Genomic DNA, 22233 nt, shown 5'->3' with positions numbered 1-22233 from the left:
CAACTCCCTAATAATATTACTATTTGGAATTCTTATACCAACTGTATTTTTATTTTTAAATGCTTTTGGTAAATTATTATTTCCTGGTAAAATAAACGTATAAGGCCCTGGTAATGCTTTTTTTAGAATTTTATAGGTTGCCGTATCTATTTGTTTCACATAATCTGATAGATTACTCAAATCATAACAAATGAATGAAAAATTAGCTTTTTCTAATTTAACTCCTTTAATTTTTGCCAGTTTTTCCATTGCTTTTGTATTCGTAATGTCACAACCTAGACCATAAACCGTATCGGTAGGGTAAATAATTAAGCCTCCTTTTTTTAATACTTCAACAACTTTATCTATTTCTCGTTCATTAGGATTTTCCTCATACATTCTAACTAATTTTGCCATATTACTCATTTTAAAACAAATATAGTTTAATTTGAGCATAAAAAAACCTGCATAAAGCAGGTTTAATAATTGTTATTATTTTTCAATGAGTCGAAATCCTTCCCCATGGATATTTAATATTTCAACATTTTCATCTAATTTCAAATATTTACGAAGTTTCGCAATATACACATCCATACTACGTGATGTAAAATAATTATCATCTCTCCATATTTTAGTTAAAGCTAACTCACGAGGCATTAAATCATTTTTATAAATTGTCAACAATTTTAATAATTTGCTTTCCTTAGGAGATAATTTTTGAGGTTCACCATTATCAAAAGATAAATGACGAAGTTTAGAATTGAAATCAAACTTCCCAATTTTAAATTCAAATTTATCTTCTTCAACATTTTCATCACCTTCCTTACGTTGCAATATTGCTTTTATTTTGTACAATAAAACTTCTGAATCAAAAGGCTTATTCAAATAATCATCAGCACCAGCCTGATATCCCTTTAATACATCTTCTTTCATTGTTTTAGCAGTTAAAAATATAATTGGAACTTCCAAATTAGTAGTTCTTATATCTTTTGCTAATGAGAAACCATCTTTACGAGGCATCATAACATCTAAAATGCATAAATCATAAACATCATTTTTAAACATTATAAGTCCTTCTAACCCATCTTTTGCAAGTGTAACATTATAATCATTTAATGATAAATAATCTTTTAAAACTGTTCCAAAATTTGGATCGTCTTCAACTAATAAAATCTTTTTATTTTCCATATTTTATTTATTTATATTAATGGCAATTTTACCGTAAAAGTGCTTCCAATACCTTTTTCACTTTCAACATAAACTTCCCCTTGATGAATTTCAATTATTTTTTTTACGTATGAAAGCCCTAAACCATGACCTTTCACATTGTGAACATTTCCTCTTTCTTCCCTATAAAACTTTTTAAATATATTCTTTTGAACACTCTTATTCATTCCAATCCCATTATCTTTAATTTTAATTGTAATATACTTTTCTGTATTTTCAGTCAGAATTTCAATTGTTGGAGCATCGTCTGAATACTTAATGGCATTATCTAATATATTAACAATCACATTTGTTAGGTGAAATTGACTAGCCAAAATAGCTGTTGAATTCGCTTTTAAATTCATTTTAATAGAACCTCCCTTATCATTTACTAATAATACAACATGTGTGATAGCTTCCTCTATTATTTCGTGTAAATCTACTTTTTCCTTACTAACATCTAATTGATTTTTTTCTAATTTAGAAATTCTCAATACATTTTCAACTTGCGTATGCATTCTTTTATTTTCCTCCCTTATCATTTTAACATAGCGCAATACTTTCTCATTGTCACTAATTATTTTGGGGTTTTTAATAGCATCTAAAGCTAAATTTATTGTAGCAATTGGAGTTTTAAACTCGTGTGTCATATTATTAATAAAATCTGTTTTTATTTCAGAAATCTGCTTTTGTCTTACTAACTGATACAATGCACTAACAAAAGCTAAAATTATAATTAGAATAAAAAATACTGAAAGTGCTAATATTTTATAAATTGATGATAAAATAAAATTTTTCTTTTCAGGAAATGTAACAAACAATTGAAAGTTACTATTGCCATCCTTATCTGCAAACATTGGCACCTTATAGCTTTTCCCAACTTCTTTCCTAAAATAGCCCGATTTTACCTGTGTGGCTAAATCATTACTATAAATGCCATATTTAAAATCTGTATCAATCCCTCTACTTGAAAGTTCATTATTTAATCTGTAAGTAATTTCTCTATTACTAACTCTTTTATGAATAGGTAGTTTACTTACTGAAATATCAAAAACATTTTCTAGTGACGATTTTTCAGCACCTTCTAATCTTCCTACTTTAATGTATCTTTCTTCAGGAGCATTAATGCTTTTATCATTATCTAAAATATGCTCTTTAATAATTACAACTTGTTCTTTACTATAAATTTCTTTAAAGTCTATAGAATCATTTTCAAAGAACTCCGTTGGAACCTTATAGTTTTGTTCAATTATACTTTGAGAATAAGTGAATTTTTCATTATTAACAGTATCTATTTTTTCATAGATAAAATTTCGAATATCTGATTCCTTAAATTTTTCACCCTCTTTATAAATATCTGATAATTTTAAATAAAAATTTTCAAATTCTCTTTGTTTAATATCATCTGAAACTTTAGCCAAAGCAAATTTAACATTTGATGTAAATTGCTCCTCTGTAATTTGTATGGTGTTTTTAATCCAAAATACTTGAACTGAAATAATACCTATTAAGGCAATACTCATTAAAATAATGATGAGTACAAATATCCTTTTTCTCATTGTTCAAAAATAAACTTTTAATAGTAATTATGTTAATTTTTAACTTAAGTTAACAAAAAATATAAAATTTTAACAATATATTAAGATATCTCCTAAATTTTATACGATACCCTTAATCATATTATAAATAGTTAAAATTTGCTCTCTTGTATCCTCTATTGTTTTATTTCTAACAACAAAATTTGAATTTTTTACTTTAAAATCATCATTCAATTGATGCTTCATCCTATCTAAAATTTGTTGTTCAGATACCCCATCTCGTTTTATAATTCTTTTAATTTTATCTTCAAAATTGGCGGTTACTGTTATTATGTAATCACATAATGTATTACTACCGCTTTCAAACAAAATAGCCGATTCATAAATCACCATTTCAGCAGTTGAATTTTTAATAAAACACTCAAAGTGCTCTTGTACTTTTGGGTGCACTAGCTTATTTAGTATGGCTAATTTCGCTTTATCTTTAAAAGCTATTTCAGCAATATATTCCCTATTCAATTTAGTATTCAAATAAGCTTTTTCTCCAAAAATTGCTTTAATTTGTTTAATTAATTCTTTATTGCTATTCATTAACTTTTTTGCTTCAATATCAGCAATATAAGTAGCTGTTCCAAATTCTTGAAACAATTGTAAAACGGTACTTTTACCGCTTCCAATACCACCTGTTAAACCTATTACTTTCATTTTTGAATTAAAAATTCTATTTGACTTGGATACACCCTTATTGAAGAGATAAATTCACTTTTATGTTGAATTATTGGAGTTAAATACTTCCTTAAAGTATCAATTTTATACTCTTCATAATCATAAACAACTGAAAAACTGTTTTCTGTAATCTTATTAAAGTTTGAAAGCCCTGCTTGGTAAATAACCTCTATTTCTTTAGGAAATGTATTAATTTTAATATCTATAGGTTTATTGACAATTAATACAGGAATGGTAAACCTTCCTTCAGTAAACTTATCAACTTCACCAATTATATTAACTTTATCTGCGGAAACAATTAAATTGTATTTTTTAGAAGGTAATTTTAAAGCTACATCTACATTTATATTTTTATAAATATCATATAGTTTAATTGAAGTAGTTTCTATTTCTTTTAATGAATCAACAAATTTTTGTGAACCAGTAATTACAACTGAATCTGGATTAATTTTCAGAGTATTAATTAAATTATAACCCAATTTAAATTTAAGATCAAGCGAAGGCTTCACAGGTACTTTTTTTGATTTAGAACTTCCTAATTCAACAAATATTGTGTCATTTAAAACACTAATAACTTCAATTTCCCCTCGTAATTGGGCATTTAAATAAGTTATTTGTTGGTTTGGCAGCAAATAATAATTAGAATCTGTTTTAACAAAGTTTTTTAAATTTAATTTGATTTTTTGATTTTTTAATTTAAATTTTAATAATAAAAATCCTGGAGCTTTTAATGCTATTTTTATTTCAGAAGGAGGCTTACTTTGCATTAATTTTCCTAAAGGTATATTTTCATACTTAACAGCAAATGTAGCAGTACTTATTGAAATTTTAGAAAGTTCAATTAACAACCAAAGTATTGAAGTTAGTACCAAAATAAACATAAATACTTTAGCCTTTCCTTTGTTAATTATTGATATTTTAGAATTTTTTAAGTTCGTTTTCATTTTTTAATATAAGTATTAAATATACAAAAAAAGTGAGCTTTAAGCTCACTTTTTTTGTATATGTACTATGCACCTATTTAATTTCTTTAGGCGCTTGCAATTTTTTGCTAAGTTCCATGGAAATTGCAGAGCGTTCAAATTTAATTTTTCCGGCTCCAGTTTCAATTATTACGGTATTGTCACTATCAACAATATCGGAAATTTTTCCATGAATACCACTTGTTGTAATTACTTTATTCCCTTTTTCAATAGATGCTTGGAATAATTTTTCATTTTTTGCTCGTTTCATTTGTGGTCTTATCATAAAAAGATAAATAACAACAAACATTAATAAGAAAGGTAACATACCTGACAAAGAACTCATATCCATTTGTAATAATATTGATGTAAACATTTATTTTATTTTTAAGTTAAATTTATTTATTTTTAGGTGTTACCGTTCCTTTAATACGTATAACTTCGGTAATTTTTTCTGTATTGGTTTTAAGTGTAATAGATTTATTTTGCACACCCGGTTTACCTCTTGAATTAAATGAAAATTTTAATTCGGCTGATTCACCTGGCTTAATAGCTTCTTTTGGCCATTCAGGAACAGTGCAACCACAAGATGCTTTAGCACTCAAAATTATTAAATCTACTTTACCTGCATTTGTAATTTTAAAAGCGCCATCAATAATATCATCTTCATTTATGGTCCCAAAATCATATTCAGTATTATCAAATTCAATAATTGCAAAACCTAAGTTGTTTATAGCATCTCTTTCTTTTGCTGTTTCTAAATTTGCATCATTAATTTTTGATGCTGCATTCTCTTTACAAGAAATAACTAGTAAACTTAATATTGCAATGTAAATAATGGTTATTCTTTTCATTTTTTAATGTTTTTGTTTGTAAAAATATAAAATTATAACAAGCCTCTCCCTATTTTATTTAATCTTTTTGTATTGGTAAAATCTTTTAGTATTTTATCTAAAACTCCATTAATAAAAAAGCTGCTTTTTTCAGTAGAATAATCTTTAGAGATCTCAATATATTCGTTGATAGTAACACGAGTTGGCATGGATGGAAATTTTAAAAATTCACAAATCGCCATTTTTATTAAAATCATGTCAATCTCAGCAATACGATCTGTATCCCAGTTTGGTGTTTTATCTATTACTTCTTTTTCAAACTCAGTATGGTTTAACACTACTTTTCTAAATAAATCAAGAACAAACTCTTTATCATCTATATCTTTATATAGGTTTCCTAAATGAAAAGCTTGTGCTGGTTTAATTTGGTTTAAAGTTTTAACAATCCAAGTATTTACAAATGGTATATCATCAACCCAACTAATATTTTTATCTTCAAAATAATCAGCTAATTTCTCGTTTGGAGCAATAATTTCTTTAAATAAAGCAACAATAAACTCTTTTTCTTCTTGAAATGAAGATTTTTCAGCATTCATAAAAGAAATATACAGCTTACTTTTTTTAGTTAATTTTAATATTTCATGAATATATTCATTATCTAAAGTCCAGTAATTTAAATTATTAGTGTCTAAATGCGTGTTTAACGAAACGCTTTCATCCAATAATTTAAAAATTTCAAGATTTATAAATTTGCTGTTTGGCTTTAATTCTTCTGCAGTTGCTAAATACTTTTTTTGAGAAATTTTAATATGCTTCTTTTCTAAATCTCTCACTTCAACAAATAAACGAAGCATTAATGCATATAAATCATACATTTTATCAATACTTGCATATAAGAATTTCTCTTCCTTATTTAGGTTGTCACTTTTAGATTGTAGCAACGCATAAACCGATTGCATTACTTTAACTCTAATATGTCTTCTGTTTATCATTTTAAAGAACTTTGTTTTTATTTTAACGTGGCAAAAATACTACTATTTTTTAGAAATTAAATGCTGTTTTTAGTTTTTTAAACAAAGTTAAATCTATCTTAAACCAATTAAATTAAAATTTTATTGATGTATCTTCGTGCATTCAAAATTGAAATAGCATTAAATTCTTTATGAAAGCCTTACAATACTTAAATAAATACTTAATAAAATATAAATATAGACTTCTTATTGGAATTGTTATTACCATCCTTTCCAAAGTGTTAGCATTACAAGTACCTCAACTTATTAGAGAATCTGTAAATATTGCTGAAGATTATAAAAATGGTCTTGTGCCTGATTTATCTCTGGTGAAATCTGAACTTTTAAATAACATTCTTTTAATAATTGGAGCTGCATTACTTTCTGGTTTTTTTACTTTTTTAATGAGACAAACCATTATTGTGACCTCAAGATTGATTGAATTTGACTTGAAAAATGAAATTTATCAGCAATACCAACGCTTATCCTTAAACTTTTATAAAAAGAATAAAACGGGAGATTTAATGAATCGCATTAGTGAAGATGTTAGTAAAATACGTATGTATGTTGGTCCCGCAATTATGTATACTATAAATATGTTAGTGTTGTTTATTGTTGCAATTATTAAAATGTACCATATAGATCCTGTTCTTACAAATTACACATTACTACCGTTGCCTTTTTTATCTGCCTCCATCTATATTTTAAGCAGAGTTATTAACAAAAGAAGCACTATTGTTCAGGTATATTTATCAAAATTAACAGCCAACGCACAAGAAACATTTTCGGGAATTAGTATTTTAAAATCCTATGGAATTGAATCTAAAACTACAGTTGATTTTGAAAAACTTGCTAACACTTCAAAAGAAAAAAATATTGATTTATTTAAAGCACAAGCGCTATTTTTTCCATTAATGATTTTATTAATTGGGTTAAGCAATATTTTAGTTATTTACATTGGTGGTTTACGTTATATTGAAGGAACTATTAGCCTAGGTGTAATTGCAGAATTTATTATGTATGTAAATATGTTAACTTGGCCAGTAGCTGTTGTTGGCTGGGTAACTTCAATGGTTCAGCAAGCTGAAGCCTCTCAAAAACGCATTAACGAATTTTTAGAACAAAAACCAGAAATAATAAATAACAACAGTAATCCTTCCAAAATTGAAGGAAATATTGAATTCAAAAATGTTTCATTTACCTATGACGATACAAATATAACCGCTCTAAAGAATGTAAGTTTTAAACTTCAAAAAGGAAAAACATTAGCAATTTTAGGTAATACAGGCTCAGGAAAATCAACCATTGTAAATCTAATTGCAAGACTTTACGATGCCAAATCTGGTGAAATTTTAATAGATGACATTCCAATTGAAAAACTTAATTTAGATAACTTACGTCAAAGCATTGGTTTTGTGCCACAAGAGGCATTCTTGTTCTCAGATACTATAAAAAACAATATTAAGTTTGGTGATGAAACTGCTTCTGACGCTAAAATTGAGCAAGCTGCTAAAGATGCATATATACATCACAACATTATTGACTTTAATAAAGGATACGATACTTATATTGGTGAAAGAGGCGTAACACTTTCTGGAGGGCAAAAACAACGAATCTCTATTGCTAGAGCAATTATTAAAGAACCTCAAATTTTAATTTTTGATGATTGTTTATCAGCTGTTGACACCGAAACAGAAGAAATTATATTAAACAATTTATATAAAATCAGTAAAAACAAAACCACTATAATTGTAAGTCATAGAATTTCATCTATAAAAAATGCAGATGCAATTATTGTACTTGAAAACGGGGAAATAATTCAACAAGGTTCACATAACGAGTTAGTTAATATTAACGGATATTACAAAGAGCTTTATGATCAGCAACTTTTGGAAAAAGAAATTTAAAAATAGTGAAATAAGTCAAATATTTTTATAGATTTGTGTAGAAATCTAATTTAAAGGTTAATTAAAAATAGAGAGTTAATTATGGAAAACGAACATTTAGAACAAGAGGAAATATTTTCACAGGTTCTGAGAGCAGGAAGAAGAACTTACTTTTTTGATGTAAGAGCAACAAAAGCGGAAGATTATTATTTAACAGTTACTGAAAGTAAAAAATTCACACATGATGATGGATCTTTCCATTACAAAAAACACAAAATTTATTTATACAAAGAAGATTTTACAGAATTTAATGAAATGCTAAAATCAGCAACTGATTACATTTTGAATGAAAAAGGTGATGAAGTAATTTCTGAACGCCACCAAAAAGATTTTAAAAGAGCTTCTGAATTTGATGATGAATCTGAAGCGATAAAAAGCACTGAAAGTTTTACAGATGTAAATTTTGAAGATATTTAAAAACTAATATTCTTAAATTAAAAACACTTCAATTGAAGTGTTTTTTTTTTGCATTAAAAAACCGACTAAAAGTCGGTTTTTTAGTTTTATAATTAAAGTTTTATCCTAAAACTTCTTTTACTTTATCTGCAGCTTCTTGAAATTCAGTTACTGAAATTACATTCAATCCACTTGCATCAATTAATTGTTTAGCTTCAATTGCATTTGTACCTTGTAAACGCACAATAATAGGAACTTTAATAGCATCTCCCATATTAATAAAAGCATCTATAATTCCTTGAGCTACTCTATCACAACGAACAATACCTCCAAAAATATTAACCAAAATAGCTTTAACATTAGGATCTTTTAAGATAATTCTAAAGGCTATTTCAACACGTTTTGCATCTGCAGTACCACCAACATCTAAAAAATTAGCGGGCTCACCACCAGATTGTTTAATTAAATCCATTGTACTCATTGCAAGTCCAGCTCCATTAACCATACAACCAACATTACCATCTAAATCTACATAATTTAAACCTGCCGCATTTGCTTCAACTTCTATTTCATTTTCTTCACGCAAATCTCTAAGTAAAGCTAAATCTTTATGACGGAATAATGCATTATCATCTAAAGCAACTTTAGAATCTACTGCTAATATTTTATCATCTGATGTTTTTAAAACAGGATTAATTTCAAACAATGAAGCATCTGATTTTACAAAAGCTGTATATAAAGAAGTAACAAATTTTATCATTTCTTTAAGTGCTCCACCTGACAAACCTAAATTAAAGGCTACTTTTCGTGCTTGAAATGGTTGTAATCCTATTAATGGATCAATTTCTTCAGTAAAAATTAAATGTGGTGTTTTTTCAGCAACGGTTTCAATATCCATTCCACCTTCTGTAGAATACATAATCATATTTTTACCTGTTGCTCTATTTAATAGCACAGACATATAATATTCTTCTGGTTCGCTATCACCTGGGTAATAAACATCTTCACAAATTAAAACTTGGTGTACTTTTTTACCTTCAGCAGAAGTTTGAGGTGTTTTTAGCATCATTCCAATAATGCTTTCAGAAATTGACTCAACTTCAGCTAAATTTTTAGCAAGTTTAACCCCTCCACCTTTTCCACGTCCACCAGCATGAATTTGAGCTTTTACAACCCACCAACCTGTGCCAGTTTCAACAGTTAACTGCTTTGCAGCTTCTACTGCTTTTTTATGATTATCTGCTACAATTCCACGTTGTATTCTTACGCCAAAACTGCTTAACAATTCTTTTCCTTGGTATTCGTGTAAATTCATTAGAAATTAAGTTTTTAAAATAAGTATTCACAAATGTAATAAACCAAACTTAAAATTTATCTTGTAATTGAAAAAAGTTTTCAGAATACATAAGTAACCAAAATGTTTGCAGAAATTTAATAATTAAAAAGACTCTTCTAAATTTTATTTTGCTTAAAAACAAAATATTACAAACATTTAATAAACTTTTTAAGCTAGCCTAATTTGCTAATTTGTTTTAATCTTGGGACATCTAGTATTTCAATTTTTCTATCCAAAACTTTAATAATTCCCTCTCTATTAAATTTTGATAAGGTATTAATTACACTTTCTTTTGAATAGCCTAAAATATCTGCCAATTCCTTTCTAAGAACTGGTAAAGTATATCTTTTTGAATTGTAAATTTCAGAAAACTCCAATAGTAAGATTGACAAAGCGCCATCTATATTTTTTTGAGATAAGCGTGCCATTCTGTGAAGTAATCCATTAGAAACACCAGACATATGCTTTATTAAAGCCAACGAAAAATCACTATTTGTTTTAATAAACTTCTCAAAAACTTCAATATCTATAAAACTAACTTTAGAATTTTCTAATGCAATAGCGGTAAAATCAAATTTTTTAAAAGCAAAACAACAAACAATTCCAATAAAACAATGTGGTTGTACTAAACCTATTGTATATAACTTATTGTCATTTAACATTTCTATTTTTACCAAACCATCAGTAACATAAAGCACATTACTAACTAAAACTCCTCTTTTCACTATAGTTTCACCTGCAGAAAACTCTATATCGGTTTTATTTCTAACCAATTCACTTTTTTCTTCAGCTGTTAAAATATTTAAGCACTCGCTGGCATTTAAAAAATCGTACTCAAAATGAGTTTTCTTTTGTAAAAAATCTGGCATCAAATAAAACTAAAGATTAATTCATAACTTATAATGTAAAATTACATTATAATCCTTTGATAATTCCATAAAACTGCATAAAATACACTTATAAAATCATTAAAGTAAAAACAAATTTCACAATACACTTATACTTTAAATATTTAGAAACTTAACAAAAAATAAAAATACGAAAAATTTAATATTATTTTGAATGATAACATTACCAGCAATCTTATTTCTTGATATTATAATTATGAGAACTATAGGCTGTATAATTTAACTCTTTTGATTTATACATCAATTTTATGAGTGCATGTTCTATTTTTGCTAAATTTGTGTTTTCATTTCGGTTGTAACCTACTTCATTCTCTTAATAAAGATAAATTCAAAAACCTAAAATACGACCTTCCATTAAAATAAATTTATTTCAATTATTCAGGATGTATAATTGCATACATAAAGATATATAATACTAAACTAAAGGATATAATACCATTATTGAAATAAGGATAATTTGTCTCAAATTAAGATTAAATTTATATCGTAAATTTATTTAATTCTTAAAATTAAGATTATGAAAAATTTAGTTTTAAAATCATTTATTTTAGTACCCATAATACTTTTTATCACAGTTACTGTTGTTAATTATTCTATAATAATTCTTAGGATTTATTTTCAACTTTTTTAGTTTACACTTGTTATTTACACCAAAAAATAACCAAATTGTAATATAAAACTTTATATATAAGGATATTGTATTCTTTCGCTTTTTTAAGTTATCCCATTTCTATAGAATTCTTTTTCTACAAAAACATAAAATTTATATTCATTTCAAAAAAGTTTTATAAAGTGTAACAATTATTGTTTTTCAACGTCTTTACCATTATTAACATTTATTTAAGATGATTTAAATATTATCTTAAATATTTTAGCAACACACATTAAACTAGCTTTTATAAATTACAATGAAATACATCCTAATTATTTTTTGTTTACTCTCTATTTCATCTTCTTACTCACAATCTGGTAAAAAATCTATAAATGCATTAAGAATCACAAAAGCACCAATTATTGATGGTGTCTTAGATGATGACGCATGGTTTAATGCAGAAATTGCACAAGATTTTATAATGTTTAGACCTGGAACTGGAGGAAAAGAACCTGAAAATAAAAAAACTAAAGTCAAAATTATTTATGATGATGAAGCTATTTATTTTGGAGCTTTTCTTTATGATGACAATGTTAAAGATATTCCAATGGAATCTGCTACTAGAGATAATTTTTCACAAGTAGATTGGTTTGGTATCATGATCAATACATATAATGACAATCAAAATGATACTGAATTTTTTGTTCAAGCAACAGGAAATCAGGCTGATGCAAAAAGTACAATTGATAGTGAAGATTTTAGCTGGAATGGTGTTTGGACAAGTGCCGTTAAAATTGCTGATAACGGGTGGGTTGCTGAAATTAAAATACCGTATTCTGCATTACGCTTTTCAGGTGAAAAAGTACAAACCTGGGGTTTAAACTTTCACAGAAGAATTCAAAGTGAAAAAGAACAATACACTTGGAATTTCATCGATAAAACCAATGGTGCTATTCAACAATATGCTGGTATATTAACTGGTTTAGAAGATATAAAACCTCCTGTTAGATTAAGCTTTAACCCTTATGCATCCTCATCTTACACAACTTTTGATGGCACCAATGAATTTAATACCAATTATGGAGTTGATGTTAAATATGGTATCAATGAAAGTTTTACTTTAGATGCAACTCTTATTCCTGATTTTGGGCAAACCGCCTTTGATGATGTTACTTTAAATTTGGGGCCTTTTGAACAACAATATTCTGAAAAAAGGTCATTTTTCACAGAAGGAACTGAGCTTTTTAGTAAAGGAGATTTCTTTTATTCTAGAAGAATTGGAAATACACCAACTGCATACTATGATGAATCTAATTTAGCTGAAAACGAAGAATTAATAGAGAATCCTTCAAGCGTTAATATGTTAAACGCCATTAAAATTTCTGGACGAACTAAAAGTGGATTAGGTATTGGCGTTTTTAATGCAATTACAGAAAAAACAGAAGCTAAAATTAAAAATTTAGACACTGATGAATTTAGAAAAGTTACTACTGAGCCTTTTACAAATTACAGTGTTGTAGTTTTAGATCAACAATTTAACAAAAATTCATCGGTTAGTTTTGTAAATACCAATGTTTTAAGAAATGGGTCATTTAGAGATGCAAATGTTTCTGCGGTATTATTTAATTTATCAAATAAAACCAATAAATATAATATTAATGGAGGTGCTGGAATGAGTTCTATTAATGAATTTGGCGAAAAATCTACTGGATTTATTTCAAGCATAGAAATTGGCAAAACAAGTGGAAAATGGCAATATAATATTGAACATAATTTACAAGATACAAAATTCGATAAAAATGATTTGGGATTTCAAAGGCGAAATAATTTCAGCAATTTTGAAGGACAAGTATCTTACAGAATATTTGAACCTACTAAAAACTTTGATGACTACAGAATTACTTTTTGGAGCGAACTAGATTACTTGTATAAACCAAATACCTACACAGGTAATGGTTTGGGAATTAATTACTTTTTTCAAACTAAAAAAACAAAAATTGCTTTTGGAGGAAATTTTCAAAGTAGCATAGGTAAACAATATGATTATTATGAACCTAGAGTTGATGGCAGGTATTTTATACAAAATACACGTATTGCTAGTAACCAATGGATATCAACCGATTACAGGAAAAAATTTGCTTTAGATTTTAATATTTTTTATGCAAATAGAGTACATGAAAACAGTTCTTATATTTATAGTGAATTTTCGCCTAGATTTAGAGTAAATGATAAACTTTCGTTTATCTATTCACTATCTTATTCTAAAGACAACAATGATAAAGGCTTTGTAAATGAATTGGAAGATGGCTCAATAATTTTTGGAAATAGAGATGCAAAATCTGTTACAAATGCTATCTCTGGAAAATATAATTTCAGTACAAAAGCTGCTTTATCTTTAACTTTCAGACAATATTGGTCGCCTGTTGAATACGATGATCAATACTTTTTATTAAATAATAACGGTACACTAACTGAAAACGACTACATAAATAATCACGATATAAATTTCAACACATGGAACTTTGACCTAAATTTCTCATGGGAATTTGCACCTGGAAGTCAACTAATTGCGTTGTACAGAAATTCACTATTTAATGAAGATGAATTTTCAGATTTAAATTTTAAAGACAATTTAAACAATTTATTTAAAGAACCAATGCTTCACAATTTTTCAGTTAGAATGGTTTATTATATAGACTATAACAATGCTAAAAAATGGTTTAGAAAAAGCTAAAAATAATAATTACGTATTTATTTTAACTTTTAGCTATTTAACTTTATTATTTATTTATTTTTGAATTATGATAAAGGCAAAAAATATACATAAATTTTACGGTAATTTAGAAGTATTAAAGGGTGTTGACTTATCCATTAAAAAAGGTGAAATTGTTGCCATTGTTGGACCTTCTGGCGCTGGAAAAACTACGCTTTTACAAATATTAGGCACTTTAGATAACCCAGCAGCATCTAAAAATTCAACGCTATCTATCAACAATCAAAACTTATTAGAATTAAAAGACAAATCATTGTCTAAATTCAGAAATCAGCACATTGGTTTTATTTTTCAGTTTCATCAACTACTCCCTGAATTTACAGCTTTAGAGAATGTTTGCATACCCGCTTTTATAGGGAATTCTTCAAAAAATGAAGCAGAAAAAAAAGCAAAAGAATTATTATTTTTTTTAGGATTATCAGATAGAATTCATCACAAACCAAATGAACTTTCTGGTGGTGAGCAACAACGTGTTGCAGTGGCAAGAGCTTTAATTAACAATCCTGATGTTATTTTTGCCGATGAACCAAGTGGAAATTTAGATTCAGCTTCTGCAAAAAAACTACATGAACTATTTTTTACACTTCGAGATAAATTTAATCAAACATTTGTAATTGTAACACACAATGAAGAGTTAGCTAATATGGCCGATAGAAAATTAGAAATGAAAGATGGAAAAATTATCAACTAAATTAGTAAAAAAATGATTGGTATTATTAGCGCAATGCAAGAGGAAATTCAAGCCTTACTTCACGAACTTAAAGATGTTTCAACCACAGAAAAAGGTATGAGAACCTATTATAAAGGTACTTTATTTAATAAAAATGTGGTGCTTGTTTTTTCACGTTGGGGTAAAGTAGCTTCGGCAATAACAACAACTCAATTAATTAACGATTTTAATGTTGATGAAATTATTTTTACTGGTGTTGCTGGTGGAATTAAAGATGAATTAAATATTGGTGATGTTGTTATTGGAAATAACATGTACCAACACGATTTAAATGCAACTCCATTTTATGAAAAATTAGAAATTCCAATTCTTAAAAAGAAATTCTTAAAAACTACAGATGCTTCAAGACTTACAGAAGCAACATCTCTATTTTTAGCAACATACAATGATTATATAAAGATGACAGATGCACAACTTTTTGATATCACCAATCCAAAATTAATTTTTGGAGATATTGCTAGTGGAGATCAGTTTATTTCAAGTTTGAAAAAAATTAAAAAATTGAACAAACTAATTCCAACCGCAATTTGTGTAGAAATGGAAGGAGCCTCTGTTGCTCAAGTTTGTTTTGAATATGATGTGCCTTTTTCAATCATTCGTGTTATTTCAGACAAAGCAAATGATAATGCAACTATAGATTTTCCTAAATTCGCAAATTCAATTGCGAGCAATTACGCTTTAGGGATTTTAAAAAACTATTTTTCATAAATAACTTTGATTTTAATATCTTTGAAAAACTCTATGAATAATGCAATTTAAGCATCCAGAAATTTTATATGCACTTCTGCTACTTATCATTCCGATACTTGTTCATTTATTTCAATTACAACGTTTTGTAAAAGTTCCATTTACCAACGTAAAAATTCTAAAAACTATTGAAAAACAAACACGTAAAAGTGCACGTTTAAAAAAATGGTTGATTTTAATAACTCGCTTGTTAATATTTACCTGCCTGATTATAGCTTTTGCACAACCTTATTTTTCGGAATATTCTACACATCAAAATTTTAATACTACGATTTATTTAGATAATTCATATAGTATGCAGGCTAAAGGTGAAAGTGGTGAATTACTAAAAAGTGCTGCACAACAAATTATAGAAAACAACACAAACCAAAACAGTACTATTTCATTAATTACAAATGATAAAACTTTTAAAAATTTAGAGGTGAAAAATTTAAAAGATGAACTTATTAATATTAAATACCACTCTAACAAAGTAAATTTAAATACCATTTTATTAAAAGCTCAAAATTTAGAATCTAACAAAGACAATACTTTAAATAAAGTAATTATAATTTCAGATTTTCAATCTATTAATTCAATTTCAAAACCTGATTTTTCAAAAATAAATTCTTCCATAAATTTTGTAAAATTAATCCCAAAAACAATAAATAATTTTTATATCGACAGTGTTTCTATTGAAGAAAGTTCTACATCTAATACTATTGTAAAAGTAATTGTTAAAAGCTCTCAAAAAAGCACTTCATCGGTTCCAATTTCTTTATTCAACAACTCAAAGTTAATAGGTAAAACAACTTCAAAATTTATAAAATCGAATAGTTCAACTGTTCAGTTTACCATCCCAAATTCAGCAAATTTTAATGGTGAAATTTCACTTATTGATAATGCCCTACAATTTGACAACAACTTTTTCTTTTCAATATCAAAACCAGAAAAAATTGATGTATTAAGTATTGGAAATACTTCTGAATTTTTATCTAGGATTTATACGGAAAGTGAATTTAATTTCATTGTTACTCCTCTTCAAAATTTAAATTACAATAAACTTCAGAACCAACATTTAATTATTTTAAATGAACTTGAAAATATTCCAACAGAATTAATAAATAGCATGCAAGATTATTCTAAAAATGGTGGGAGTTTGGTTATAATTCCTTCAGAGAATAGTACTATTAATTCTTATAATTCATTTTTACAAGCCTTAAATCTGGGTAAAATAACTACAAAAATTGAAGCAGAATACAAAATTACAACTATCAACTATGAGCATCCTTTGCTAAAAGATGTTTTTGAAAAAAGAGTTGATAATTTTCAATACCCAAAAACAAATTTACAATACACAACAAATTTAAAAAACAGTTCATCTATTGTTACAATGGATAACATTCTTCCATTTATATCTTCAATAAAAACATTGAACGGAACTATTTATTGGATTTCTTCACCATTAAACAATAAAATATCTGATTTTACGCAATCGCCTTTAGTAGTCCCAGTTTTTTACAATTTTGCTAAAAAAAGCTTAAAAACAACTGAATTATATTATACTATTAAGCCTGAAATTAACATTGAAGTAAAAACTTCTATTGGAAAAGATAATATACTAAAAATTCAAAATGAATCAGCAGCTTTAGAATTTATTCCGATGCAAATTAGCTCTCAAAATAAAGTTACACTAACATTGAATGATCATATTTTACAAAGTGGATTTTACACAATTTTAAGTGAAAATACGGCTATAAAAACCGTTGCTTTTAATTATAACAGAGAAGAAAGTAATTTAAACACCGTAACTATAGAATCATTCGTTGGAAATAAGAAAAATATAACTATTTCATCATCAATTACTGATGCTTTCAATGAAATTAACAATCAACAGAAAATCAATTGGCTTTTTAAATGGTTTTTAGCATTTTCTGTGCTATTTTTGTTAATTGAAATGCTGATCCTAAAATATTTCAATAAATGAACCTACTCCTAAAATCTGCTACAATAATTGACAAATCAAGTCCTTTTCACCTTCAAAAAAAGGACATTTTAATTGAAAATGGAATTATTACAAAAATTGCCAAATCAATAAAGAATGATGCTTCAATTAAAGAAATTAAATTAGAAAACCTTCATATTTCACAAGGCTGGTTTGATACCAGTGTTAGTTTTGGAGAACCTGGATTTGAAGAACGTGAAACTATTGAAAACGGCCTAAATACTGCTGCTAAAAGTGGTTTTACTGCGGTTGCTGTAAATCCAAATACACATCCAGTAGCAGACAATAAATCTACTATTGAATTTATAAAAAATAAAGCGAATGGTTTTGCAACTTCTTTATATCCTATCGGAAGTTTAACTAAAGGCTCTGAAAGTAAAGATATTGCAGAGTTGTACGATATGAAAAACTCTGGAGCAATTGTTTTTGGAGATTATAACAAACCTATCTCTAACGCTAACCTTTTAAAAATTGGTTTATTATATGCACAAAATTTTGATGGACTTATTCTAACTTTTCCTCAAGATGAAGCAATTGCAAGTAAAGGATTTGTAAATGAAGAAAAAAACAGTACAAAACTAGGATTAAAAGGTATTCCGGCAATGGCTGAAGAGTTACAAATTGTACGCGATTTATTTATTTTAGAATATACAGGCGGTAAATTACATATTCCAACAATTTCAACAGAAAAATCGGTTAAATTAATTAAAGATGCTAAAAAGAAAGGTTTAAATGTAACTTGCAGTGTTGCAGCGCATCACTTAATTTTAACTGATGATGAATTAACGAAATTTGATTCAAACACCAAAGTTTTACCACCTTTACGTACTTTAAAAGATACAAAAGCATTAATTAAAGGTTTAAATGAAGGCATTATTGATATCATTACAAGTGATCATAATCCAATTGATATTGAGCATAAAAAAGTAGAATATGAAAATGCGAAATTTGGAACTATTGGTTTAGAAAGTTTATTTGGAGCCTTAAATAAAATTGTAGAAACAGAAACATTAATTACTTGTTTAACGGTTAACCCAAGAAATAGGTTTAATGTTGAAAGCTTTTTAATTAAAGAAGGTAACAAAGCCAATTTAACACTTTTTAACCCTGATTTTGAGTATGAATTTACTGAAGCAAATATTATTTCTACTTCAAAAAATTCTGTTTTCTTAAATAAGAAATTGAATGGTAAAGTTTATGGAATAATAGCAAACAACAAAGTGATTTTATAATCTATTAATCAAACAAAAAATGGAAAATCTAGACGTTCACGAAGGAAAAACAACAGCAATTATTAGTTACATCACATTTATTGGGACAATTATTGCTTTTATAATGAACAATGATAAACATAATTCATTTGCAGCTTTTCATATACGACAAATGATTGGCTTATCTCTTTTTTCACTAGTAAACTCTTTTATTATAGGACGATATGGAGGTATTTGGGCTAGTGGAATTATTGGAATTGGTCTTTTCGTTCTTTGGATAATTGGTTTTATTGGAGCAACTCAAGGTGAAGAAAAAAAAGTACCTTTCGTAGGTGATTTATTTCAAGATTGGTTTAAAAATATTGGATAAATAATTAATAATACTATTTTTGAAGTCGCGCTAAAAAGCGCGACTTTTATTTTACAACTATGGAAAAATTAACATTTCAATATATTGTTAGAGAACCTAACGTTAAAACTGAGAATACTTCATTATTAATTTTATTACATGGCTACGGTAGCAATGAAGAAGATTTATTTTCGTTTGCAACTGAATTACCTGAAGATTTACTAATAGTGAGTGCAAGAGCGCCTCAAAATTTAGGATTTGGAAGTTATGCTTGGTATACTATTAATTTTACTGCTGATGAAGGTAAATTTTCAGATATTCCTGAGGCAATTGAAGCAAGGGATAAAATAGCCGTTTTTATTGATGAAATACAAAAAAAATACACTATTTCACCAAACAAAACTTTTTTATTAGGTTTCAGTCAAGGAACCATATTAAGCTATGCTGTAGCTTTAAATTATCCCGAAAAAGTACAAAAAATTATTGCTTTAAGTGGTTATATCAATTCTGAATTATTGCCTCAAAATTTAAAAACTAAAGATTTTACTAAATTAGATTTTTTTATATCTCACGGTAGTGTAGATCAAGTAATACCAGCTGAATGGGCAAAAAAAGCACCTGAAATGTTAAATGAATTAAAAATAAAAAATTCATACAAAGAATATCAAGTTGGACATGGTGTTGCACCACAAAACTTTTTCGATTTTAAAAAATGGATGGAAGAACGAATGTAAACTTCAAAACTGAATAATTTTTCATTATTTGTAGTTCCTTAAGTTCTTTCATTATGAATTTAATTGTTTAAAATAAACTAATTAGTACTGTCTATTCACTAAAAAATGTAATTTATATAAAATGTTAAAATGTATGATATAAGTCATTAATTTTCACTAATTCAAGCTTTACCTTTAACCTACAATTGCACGTTTACTCTATTTCTAGTTATCCTAAGGCATTAGAAGTAGAAATTTAAAAGCAATTTTTACCACCCCTATTAGGGGTGGTTTTTTTATGAAGAAATAATATATCAAATAAAAAATAACAAGTATCATTTTTTATTTGATATATTTTCAATAACATTGTTGTTTAAACTTCAAATTATAAAAAATTGTATGGAAATATTAGGAATTGATGTTGGCGGAACAGGAATTAAAGGAGCTTTAGTAGATGTAGAAACGGGTAAATTAACGACTGATAAATATAGAATACCAACACCAAATCCAGCAACTCCAGAAGCTATTGCTAATACAATTCAAAGACTTGTAAGTCATTTTAATTGGAAAGGTTTAGTTGGCTGTGGTTTTCCAACTCCATTACAACATGGAAAATGTTTAACGGGAGGGAATTTACATGAAGAATGGAAGGGTGTGCAAGTTGACACACTTTTTAAGTCAAAAACTGGAAATGATTTTTCTATTGTAAATGATGCCGATGCTGCCGGATTGGCCGAAATTAATTTTGGTGCTGGGAAAAACGTAAAAGGAACCGTTATTATGATAACTTTAGGAACCGGAATAGGTTCAGGACTATTTTTAGATGGTAAATTGTTACCAAATACTGAATTTGGGCACGTGCTACATAAAAATGGTGAAATTTTTGAAAAATATGCTTCAGACTCCGCTAGAAAAAGAGATGATTTAAGTCGTAAAGAATGGGGGAAAAGATTGCTTAAATATTTTAAACACATTAATTTATTACTATCGCCTGATTTAATTATTGTTGGTGGTGGTGCAAGTAAAAAGTTTGATAAAATTGAGGCTCAATTTGATATCGATGTGGATATCGTTCCTGCAAAAGCAGAAAATGAGGCAGGAATTATTGGAGCTGCAATGGCTGCAAAAAATCATATTAAATAAACCCTTTTGCTTTAAATTCTAAGTATTTATTAATAACATTCACCGTAAGATTTTGTGGTTTTGTTAGTATTCCATAAATACCTTTACTTTCCAATTCTTTCACCATAAGTCGTTTTTCAAAAGCAAACTTTTCAGCAATTGTTTTATGGTAAATTGTTTGTAAATCTTCTGCATTTTCATTTATTAAAGCATCTAATTCTGTATTTTCAAAAAACACTACAACTAATAAATGGTATTTAGCAATGGCTTTTAAAAATGGAATCTGACGCTTTAATGAAGAGATATGTTCAAAATTTGTATATAAAATTAGTAAACTTCGTTGCGAAATTTTACGTTTTATAAGCGCATATAAATAACCAAAATCAGAATCTGTATGCTCCGTTAAAATATTATATAAAGCCTCATTTATAGTGTTTAAATTCGTTTTTTTATTACTTGCAGCAACTATTGTATGAACCTTTTTAGAAAACGTTAATAAACCTGCCTTGTCATTTTTTCTGAGTGCTATATTTGAGAAAGCCAATGTTGAATTTATAGCATAATCCAATAATTTTAATTCCTCAAAAGGCATTTTCATCACCCTTCCCAAATCTATTATAGAATAAATAGGCTGTGATTTTTCATCTTGATATTGATTTACCATTAATTGCGAGCGTTTTGCAGTAGCCTTCCAATTAACAGTCCGTACATCATCTCCAGCTATGTAGTTTTTAATTTGCTCAAATTCTAAAGTGTGACCTATTTTCCTTATTTTTTTTAGTCCAAATTCTGTTAAACGATTGCTCATTGCTAAAAATTCATATTTCTTCATTTGAATATATGAAGGATATACTGCAACCATTTCATTTTCTTGAAACTTAAATCGTCTTGAAACAATTCTTAAAAAAGTTGAAACATATACATTTAAATTTCCAAAATAATATTCGCCACGCTCAACAGGTTTTACAGTATATTCAAACTCCCAAACTTGAGCTGAATTTATAAATGCAATTTGTTCAAAATCTCTTTTTTGAAATTGAGGCGGTAATTCATCAATTAACTTCACTTCAATTTTAAATTTATAATTATTTTTTATCGTTATAGGAATTGGATTTTCATCTGAATTTGAAAATTTTTCTGTTAATATTCTTCGTGCATTAATCCCATTTTTT

21 protein-coding genes are annotated in these 22233 nt (G+C 27.2%); 10 read left to right on the top strand and 11 right to left on the bottom strand.

The features are described 5' to 3' along the window. From ABY863_RS08195 to nusB, 8 genes are all read right to left on the bottom strand, one after another. Window positions 1–396 (bottom strand): L-threonylcarbamoyladenylate synthase (locus ABY863_RS08195; RefSeq protein ID WP_372793778.1); only part of this gene is annotated, 396 nt, incomplete at its 3' end. Window positions 397–471: 75 nt separating this feature from the next. After that, window positions 472–1167: a response regulator transcription factor gene (locus tag ABY863_RS08190; RefSeq protein WP_372793777.1), complete on the bottom strand. Its 696-nt coding sequence runs from the start codon at window positions 1165–1167 to the stop codon at window positions 472–474. Window positions 1168–1178: 11 nt separating this feature from the next. Further along, on the bottom strand, window positions 1179–2744 hold the full coding sequence (locus ABY863_RS08185) for a sensor histidine kinase (RefSeq protein ID WP_372793776.1): 1566 nt from the start codon (window positions 2742–2744) through the stop codon (window positions 1179–1181). Window positions 2745–2843: 99 nt separating this feature from the next. After that, window positions 2844–3428 (bottom strand): dephospho-CoA kinase, encoded by a 585-nt coding sequence (gene coaE, locus ABY863_RS08180; protein WP_372793775.1) that lies wholly within the window; start codon window positions 3426–3428, stop codon window positions 2844–2846. Next, window positions 3425–4393, bottom strand: a complete 969-nt coding sequence (locus tag ABY863_RS08175; RefSeq protein ID WP_372793774.1) for a CdaR family protein — start codon at window positions 4391–4393, stop codon at window positions 3425–3427. Before ABY863_RS08175 ends, coaE begins: the two co-directional genes overlap by 4 nt. A gap of 73 nt (window positions 4394–4466) precedes the next feature. After that, window positions 4467–4787, bottom strand: coding sequence for a preprotein translocase subunit YajC (gene yajC / locus ABY863_RS08170; RefSeq protein ID WP_372793773.1), 321 nt, complete (start codon window positions 4785–4787; stop codon window positions 4467–4469). A gap of 22 nt (window positions 4788–4809) precedes the next feature. Beyond that, window positions 4810–5265 carry a DUF1573 domain-containing protein gene (locus ABY863_RS08165; RefSeq protein ID WP_372793772.1) on the bottom strand — a complete coding sequence of 152 codons (456 nt, stop codon included), beginning with the start codon at window positions 5263–5265 and terminating at the stop codon, window positions 4810–4812. 32 nt (window positions 5266–5297) lie between these two features. Next, window positions 5298–6236, bottom strand: coding sequence for a transcription antitermination factor NusB (gene nusB, locus ABY863_RS08160; RefSeq protein ID WP_372793771.1), 939 nt, complete (start codon window positions 6234–6236; stop codon window positions 5298–5300). A 170-nt stretch (window positions 6237–6406) separates the two neighbouring features. Between nusB and ABY863_RS08155 the strand changes: the two genes are divergently transcribed. After that, the gene (locus ABY863_RS08155) at window positions 6407–8161 is read left to right on the top strand and encodes an ABC transporter ATP-binding protein (protein ID WP_372793770.1); all 1755 of its coding nucleotides are present in this window, start codon (window positions 6407–6409) and stop codon (window positions 8159–8161) included. A gap of 81 nt (window positions 8162–8242) precedes the next feature. Continuing rightward, window positions 8243–8617, top strand: coding sequence for a PUR family DNA/RNA-binding protein (locus ABY863_RS08150; RefSeq protein WP_372793769.1), 375 nt, complete (start codon window positions 8243–8245; stop codon window positions 8615–8617). A gap of 100 nt (window positions 8618–8717) precedes the next feature. Here ABY863_RS08150 and sucC read toward each other — a convergent pair whose 3' ends face one another. Together sucC and ABY863_RS08140 are read right to left on the bottom strand one after the other, a co-directional pair. After that, window positions 8718–9911, bottom strand: a complete 1194-nt coding sequence (gene sucC, locus ABY863_RS08145) for an ADP-forming succinate--CoA ligase subunit beta (RefSeq protein WP_372793768.1) — start codon at window positions 9909–9911, stop codon at window positions 8718–8720. Between the two features lie 194 nt (window positions 9912–10105). Continuing rightward, on the bottom strand, window positions 10106–10801 hold the full coding sequence (locus ABY863_RS08140; RefSeq protein WP_372793767.1) for a Crp/Fnr family transcriptional regulator: 696 nt from the start codon (window positions 10799–10801) through the stop codon (window positions 10106–10108). A gap of 947 nt (window positions 10802–11748) precedes the next feature. Between ABY863_RS08140 and ABY863_RS08135 the strand changes: the two genes are divergently transcribed. The 8 genes from ABY863_RS08135 to ppgK all read left to right on the top strand — a co-directional run bounded on the left by ABY863_RS08135 (window position 11749) and on the right by ppgK (window position 21082). Continuing rightward, window positions 11749–14166: a DUF5916 domain-containing protein gene (locus ABY863_RS08135; protein WP_372793766.1), complete on the top strand. Its 2418-nt coding sequence runs from the start codon at window positions 11749–11751 to the stop codon at window positions 14164–14166. Between the two features lie 67 nt (window positions 14167–14233). Next, on the top strand, window positions 14234–14896 hold the full coding sequence (locus ABY863_RS08130; protein ID WP_372793765.1) for an ABC transporter ATP-binding protein: 663 nt from the start codon (window positions 14234–14236) through the stop codon (window positions 14894–14896). Window positions 14897–14908: 12 nt separating this feature from the next. Next, entirely contained in the window at window positions 14909–15643 is a 735-nt protein-coding gene (locus ABY863_RS08125; protein WP_372793764.1) for a 5'-methylthioadenosine/adenosylhomocysteine nucleosidase, read from the top strand. Between the two features lie 40 nt (window positions 15644–15683). Beyond that, the gene (locus ABY863_RS08120) at window positions 15684–17648 is read left to right on the top strand and encodes a BatA domain-containing protein (protein ID WP_372793763.1); all 1965 of its coding nucleotides are present in this window, start codon (window positions 15684–15686) and stop codon (window positions 17646–17648) included. Further along, the gene (locus tag ABY863_RS08115) at window positions 17645–18898 is read left to right on the top strand and encodes a dihydroorotase family protein (protein WP_372793762.1); all 1254 of its coding nucleotides are present in this window, start codon (window positions 17645–17647) and stop codon (window positions 18896–18898) included. The genes ABY863_RS08120 and ABY863_RS08115 overlap by 4 nt, the downstream gene beginning before the upstream one ends. A gap of 19 nt (window positions 18899–18917) precedes the next feature. Further along, complete coding sequence (locus tag ABY863_RS08110; RefSeq protein ID WP_372793761.1) at window positions 18918–19247, top strand: DUF4870 domain-containing protein; 330 nt, start codon at window positions 18918–18920, stop codon at window positions 19245–19247. Window positions 19248–19306: 59 nt separating this feature from the next. Then, entirely contained in the window at window positions 19307–19960 is a 654-nt protein-coding gene (locus tag ABY863_RS08105) for an alpha/beta hydrolase (protein WP_372793760.1), read from the top strand. A 378-nt stretch (window positions 19961–20338) separates the two neighbouring features. Next, window positions 20339–21082, top strand: a complete 744-nt coding sequence (gene ppgK / locus ABY863_RS08100; RefSeq protein ID WP_372793759.1) for a polyphosphate--glucose phosphotransferase — start codon at window positions 20339–20341, stop codon at window positions 21080–21082. Here the strand turns inward: ppgK and ABY863_RS08095 are convergent. Beyond that, window positions 21075–22233: DUF58 domain-containing protein (locus ABY863_RS08095; protein WP_372793758.1), on the bottom strand; the 1159-nt coding region annotated here is incomplete at its 5' end. The two genes, ppgK and ABY863_RS08095, sit on opposite strands and share 8 nt — an antisense overlap.

The organism is Lutibacter sp., from assembly GCF_041562875.1.
Lineage (GTDB): Bacteria > Bacteroidota > Bacteroidia > Flavobacteriales > Flavobacteriaceae > Lutibacter.
The sequence above is the reverse complement of the archived record's forward strand: the minus strand, read 5'-3'. Positions and strand labels throughout refer to the sequence as shown.

Bases quoted from the DNA above. Each gene is read 5' to 3' on its own strand.
- ABY863_RS08140 (WP_372793767.1), bottom strand. From the start codon at position 10,801: ATGCCAGATTTTTTACAAAAGAAAACTCATTTTGAGTACGATTTTTTA.
- ABY863_RS08135 (WP_372793766.1), top strand. From the start codon at position 11,749: ATGAAATACATCCTAATTATTTTTTGTTTACTCTCTATTTCATCTTCT.
- nusB (WP_372793771.1), bottom strand. From the start codon at position 6,236: ATGATAAACAGAAGACATATTAGAGTTAAAGTAATGCAATCGGTTTAT.
- ABY863_RS08120 (WP_372793763.1), top strand. From the start codon at position 15,684: ATGCAATTTAAGCATCCAGAAATTTTATATGCACTTCTGCTACTTATC.
- ppgK (WP_372793759.1), top strand. From the start codon at position 20,339: ATGGAAATATTAGGAATTGATGTTGGCGGAACAGGAATTAAAGGAGCT.
- ABY863_RS08115 (WP_372793762.1), top strand. From the start codon at position 17,645: ATGAACCTACTCCTAAAATCTGCTACAATAATTGACAAATCAAGTCCT.
- yajC (WP_372793773.1), bottom strand. From the start codon at position 4,787: ATGTTTACATCAATATTATTACAAATGGATATGAGTTCTTTGTCAGGT.
- ABY863_RS08125 (WP_372793764.1), top strand. From the start codon at position 14,909: ATGATTGGTATTATTAGCGCAATGCAAGAGGAAATTCAAGCCTTACTT.
- coaE (WP_372793775.1), bottom strand. From the start codon at position 3,428: ATGAAAGTAATAGGTTTAACAGGTGGTATTGGAAGCGGTAAAAGTACC.
- ABY863_RS08105 (WP_372793760.1), top strand. From the start codon at position 19,307: ATGGAAAAATTAACATTTCAATATATTGTTAGAGAACCTAACGTTAAA.
- ABY863_RS08190 (WP_372793777.1), bottom strand. From the start codon at position 1,167: ATGGAAAATAAAAAGATTTTATTAGTTGAAGACGATCCAAATTTTGGA.
- ABY863_RS08185 (WP_372793776.1), bottom strand. From the start codon at position 2,744: ATGAGAAAAAGGATATTTGTACTCATCATTATTTTAATGAGTATTGCC.
- ABY863_RS08110 (WP_372793761.1), top strand. From the start codon at position 18,918: ATGGAAAATCTAGACGTTCACGAAGGAAAAACAACAGCAATTATTAGT.
- ABY863_RS08175 (WP_372793774.1), bottom strand. From the start codon at position 4,393: ATGAAAACGAACTTAAAAAATTCTAAAATATCAATAATTAACAAAGGA.
- ABY863_RS08150 (WP_372793769.1), top strand. From the start codon at position 8,243: ATGGAAAACGAACATTTAGAACAAGAGGAAATATTTTCACAGGTTCTG.
- ABY863_RS08165 (WP_372793772.1), bottom strand. From the start codon at position 5,265: ATGAAAAGAATAACCATTATTTACATTGCAATATTAAGTTTACTAGTT.
- ABY863_RS08155 (WP_372793770.1), top strand. From the start codon at position 6,407: ATGAAAGCCTTACAATACTTAAATAAATACTTAATAAAATATAAATAT.
- sucC (WP_372793768.1), bottom strand. From the start codon at position 9,911: ATGAATTTACACGAATACCAAGGAAAAGAATTGTTAAGCAGTTTTGGC.
- ABY863_RS08130 (WP_372793765.1), top strand. From the start codon at position 14,234: ATGATAAAGGCAAAAAATATACATAAATTTTACGGTAATTTAGAAGTA.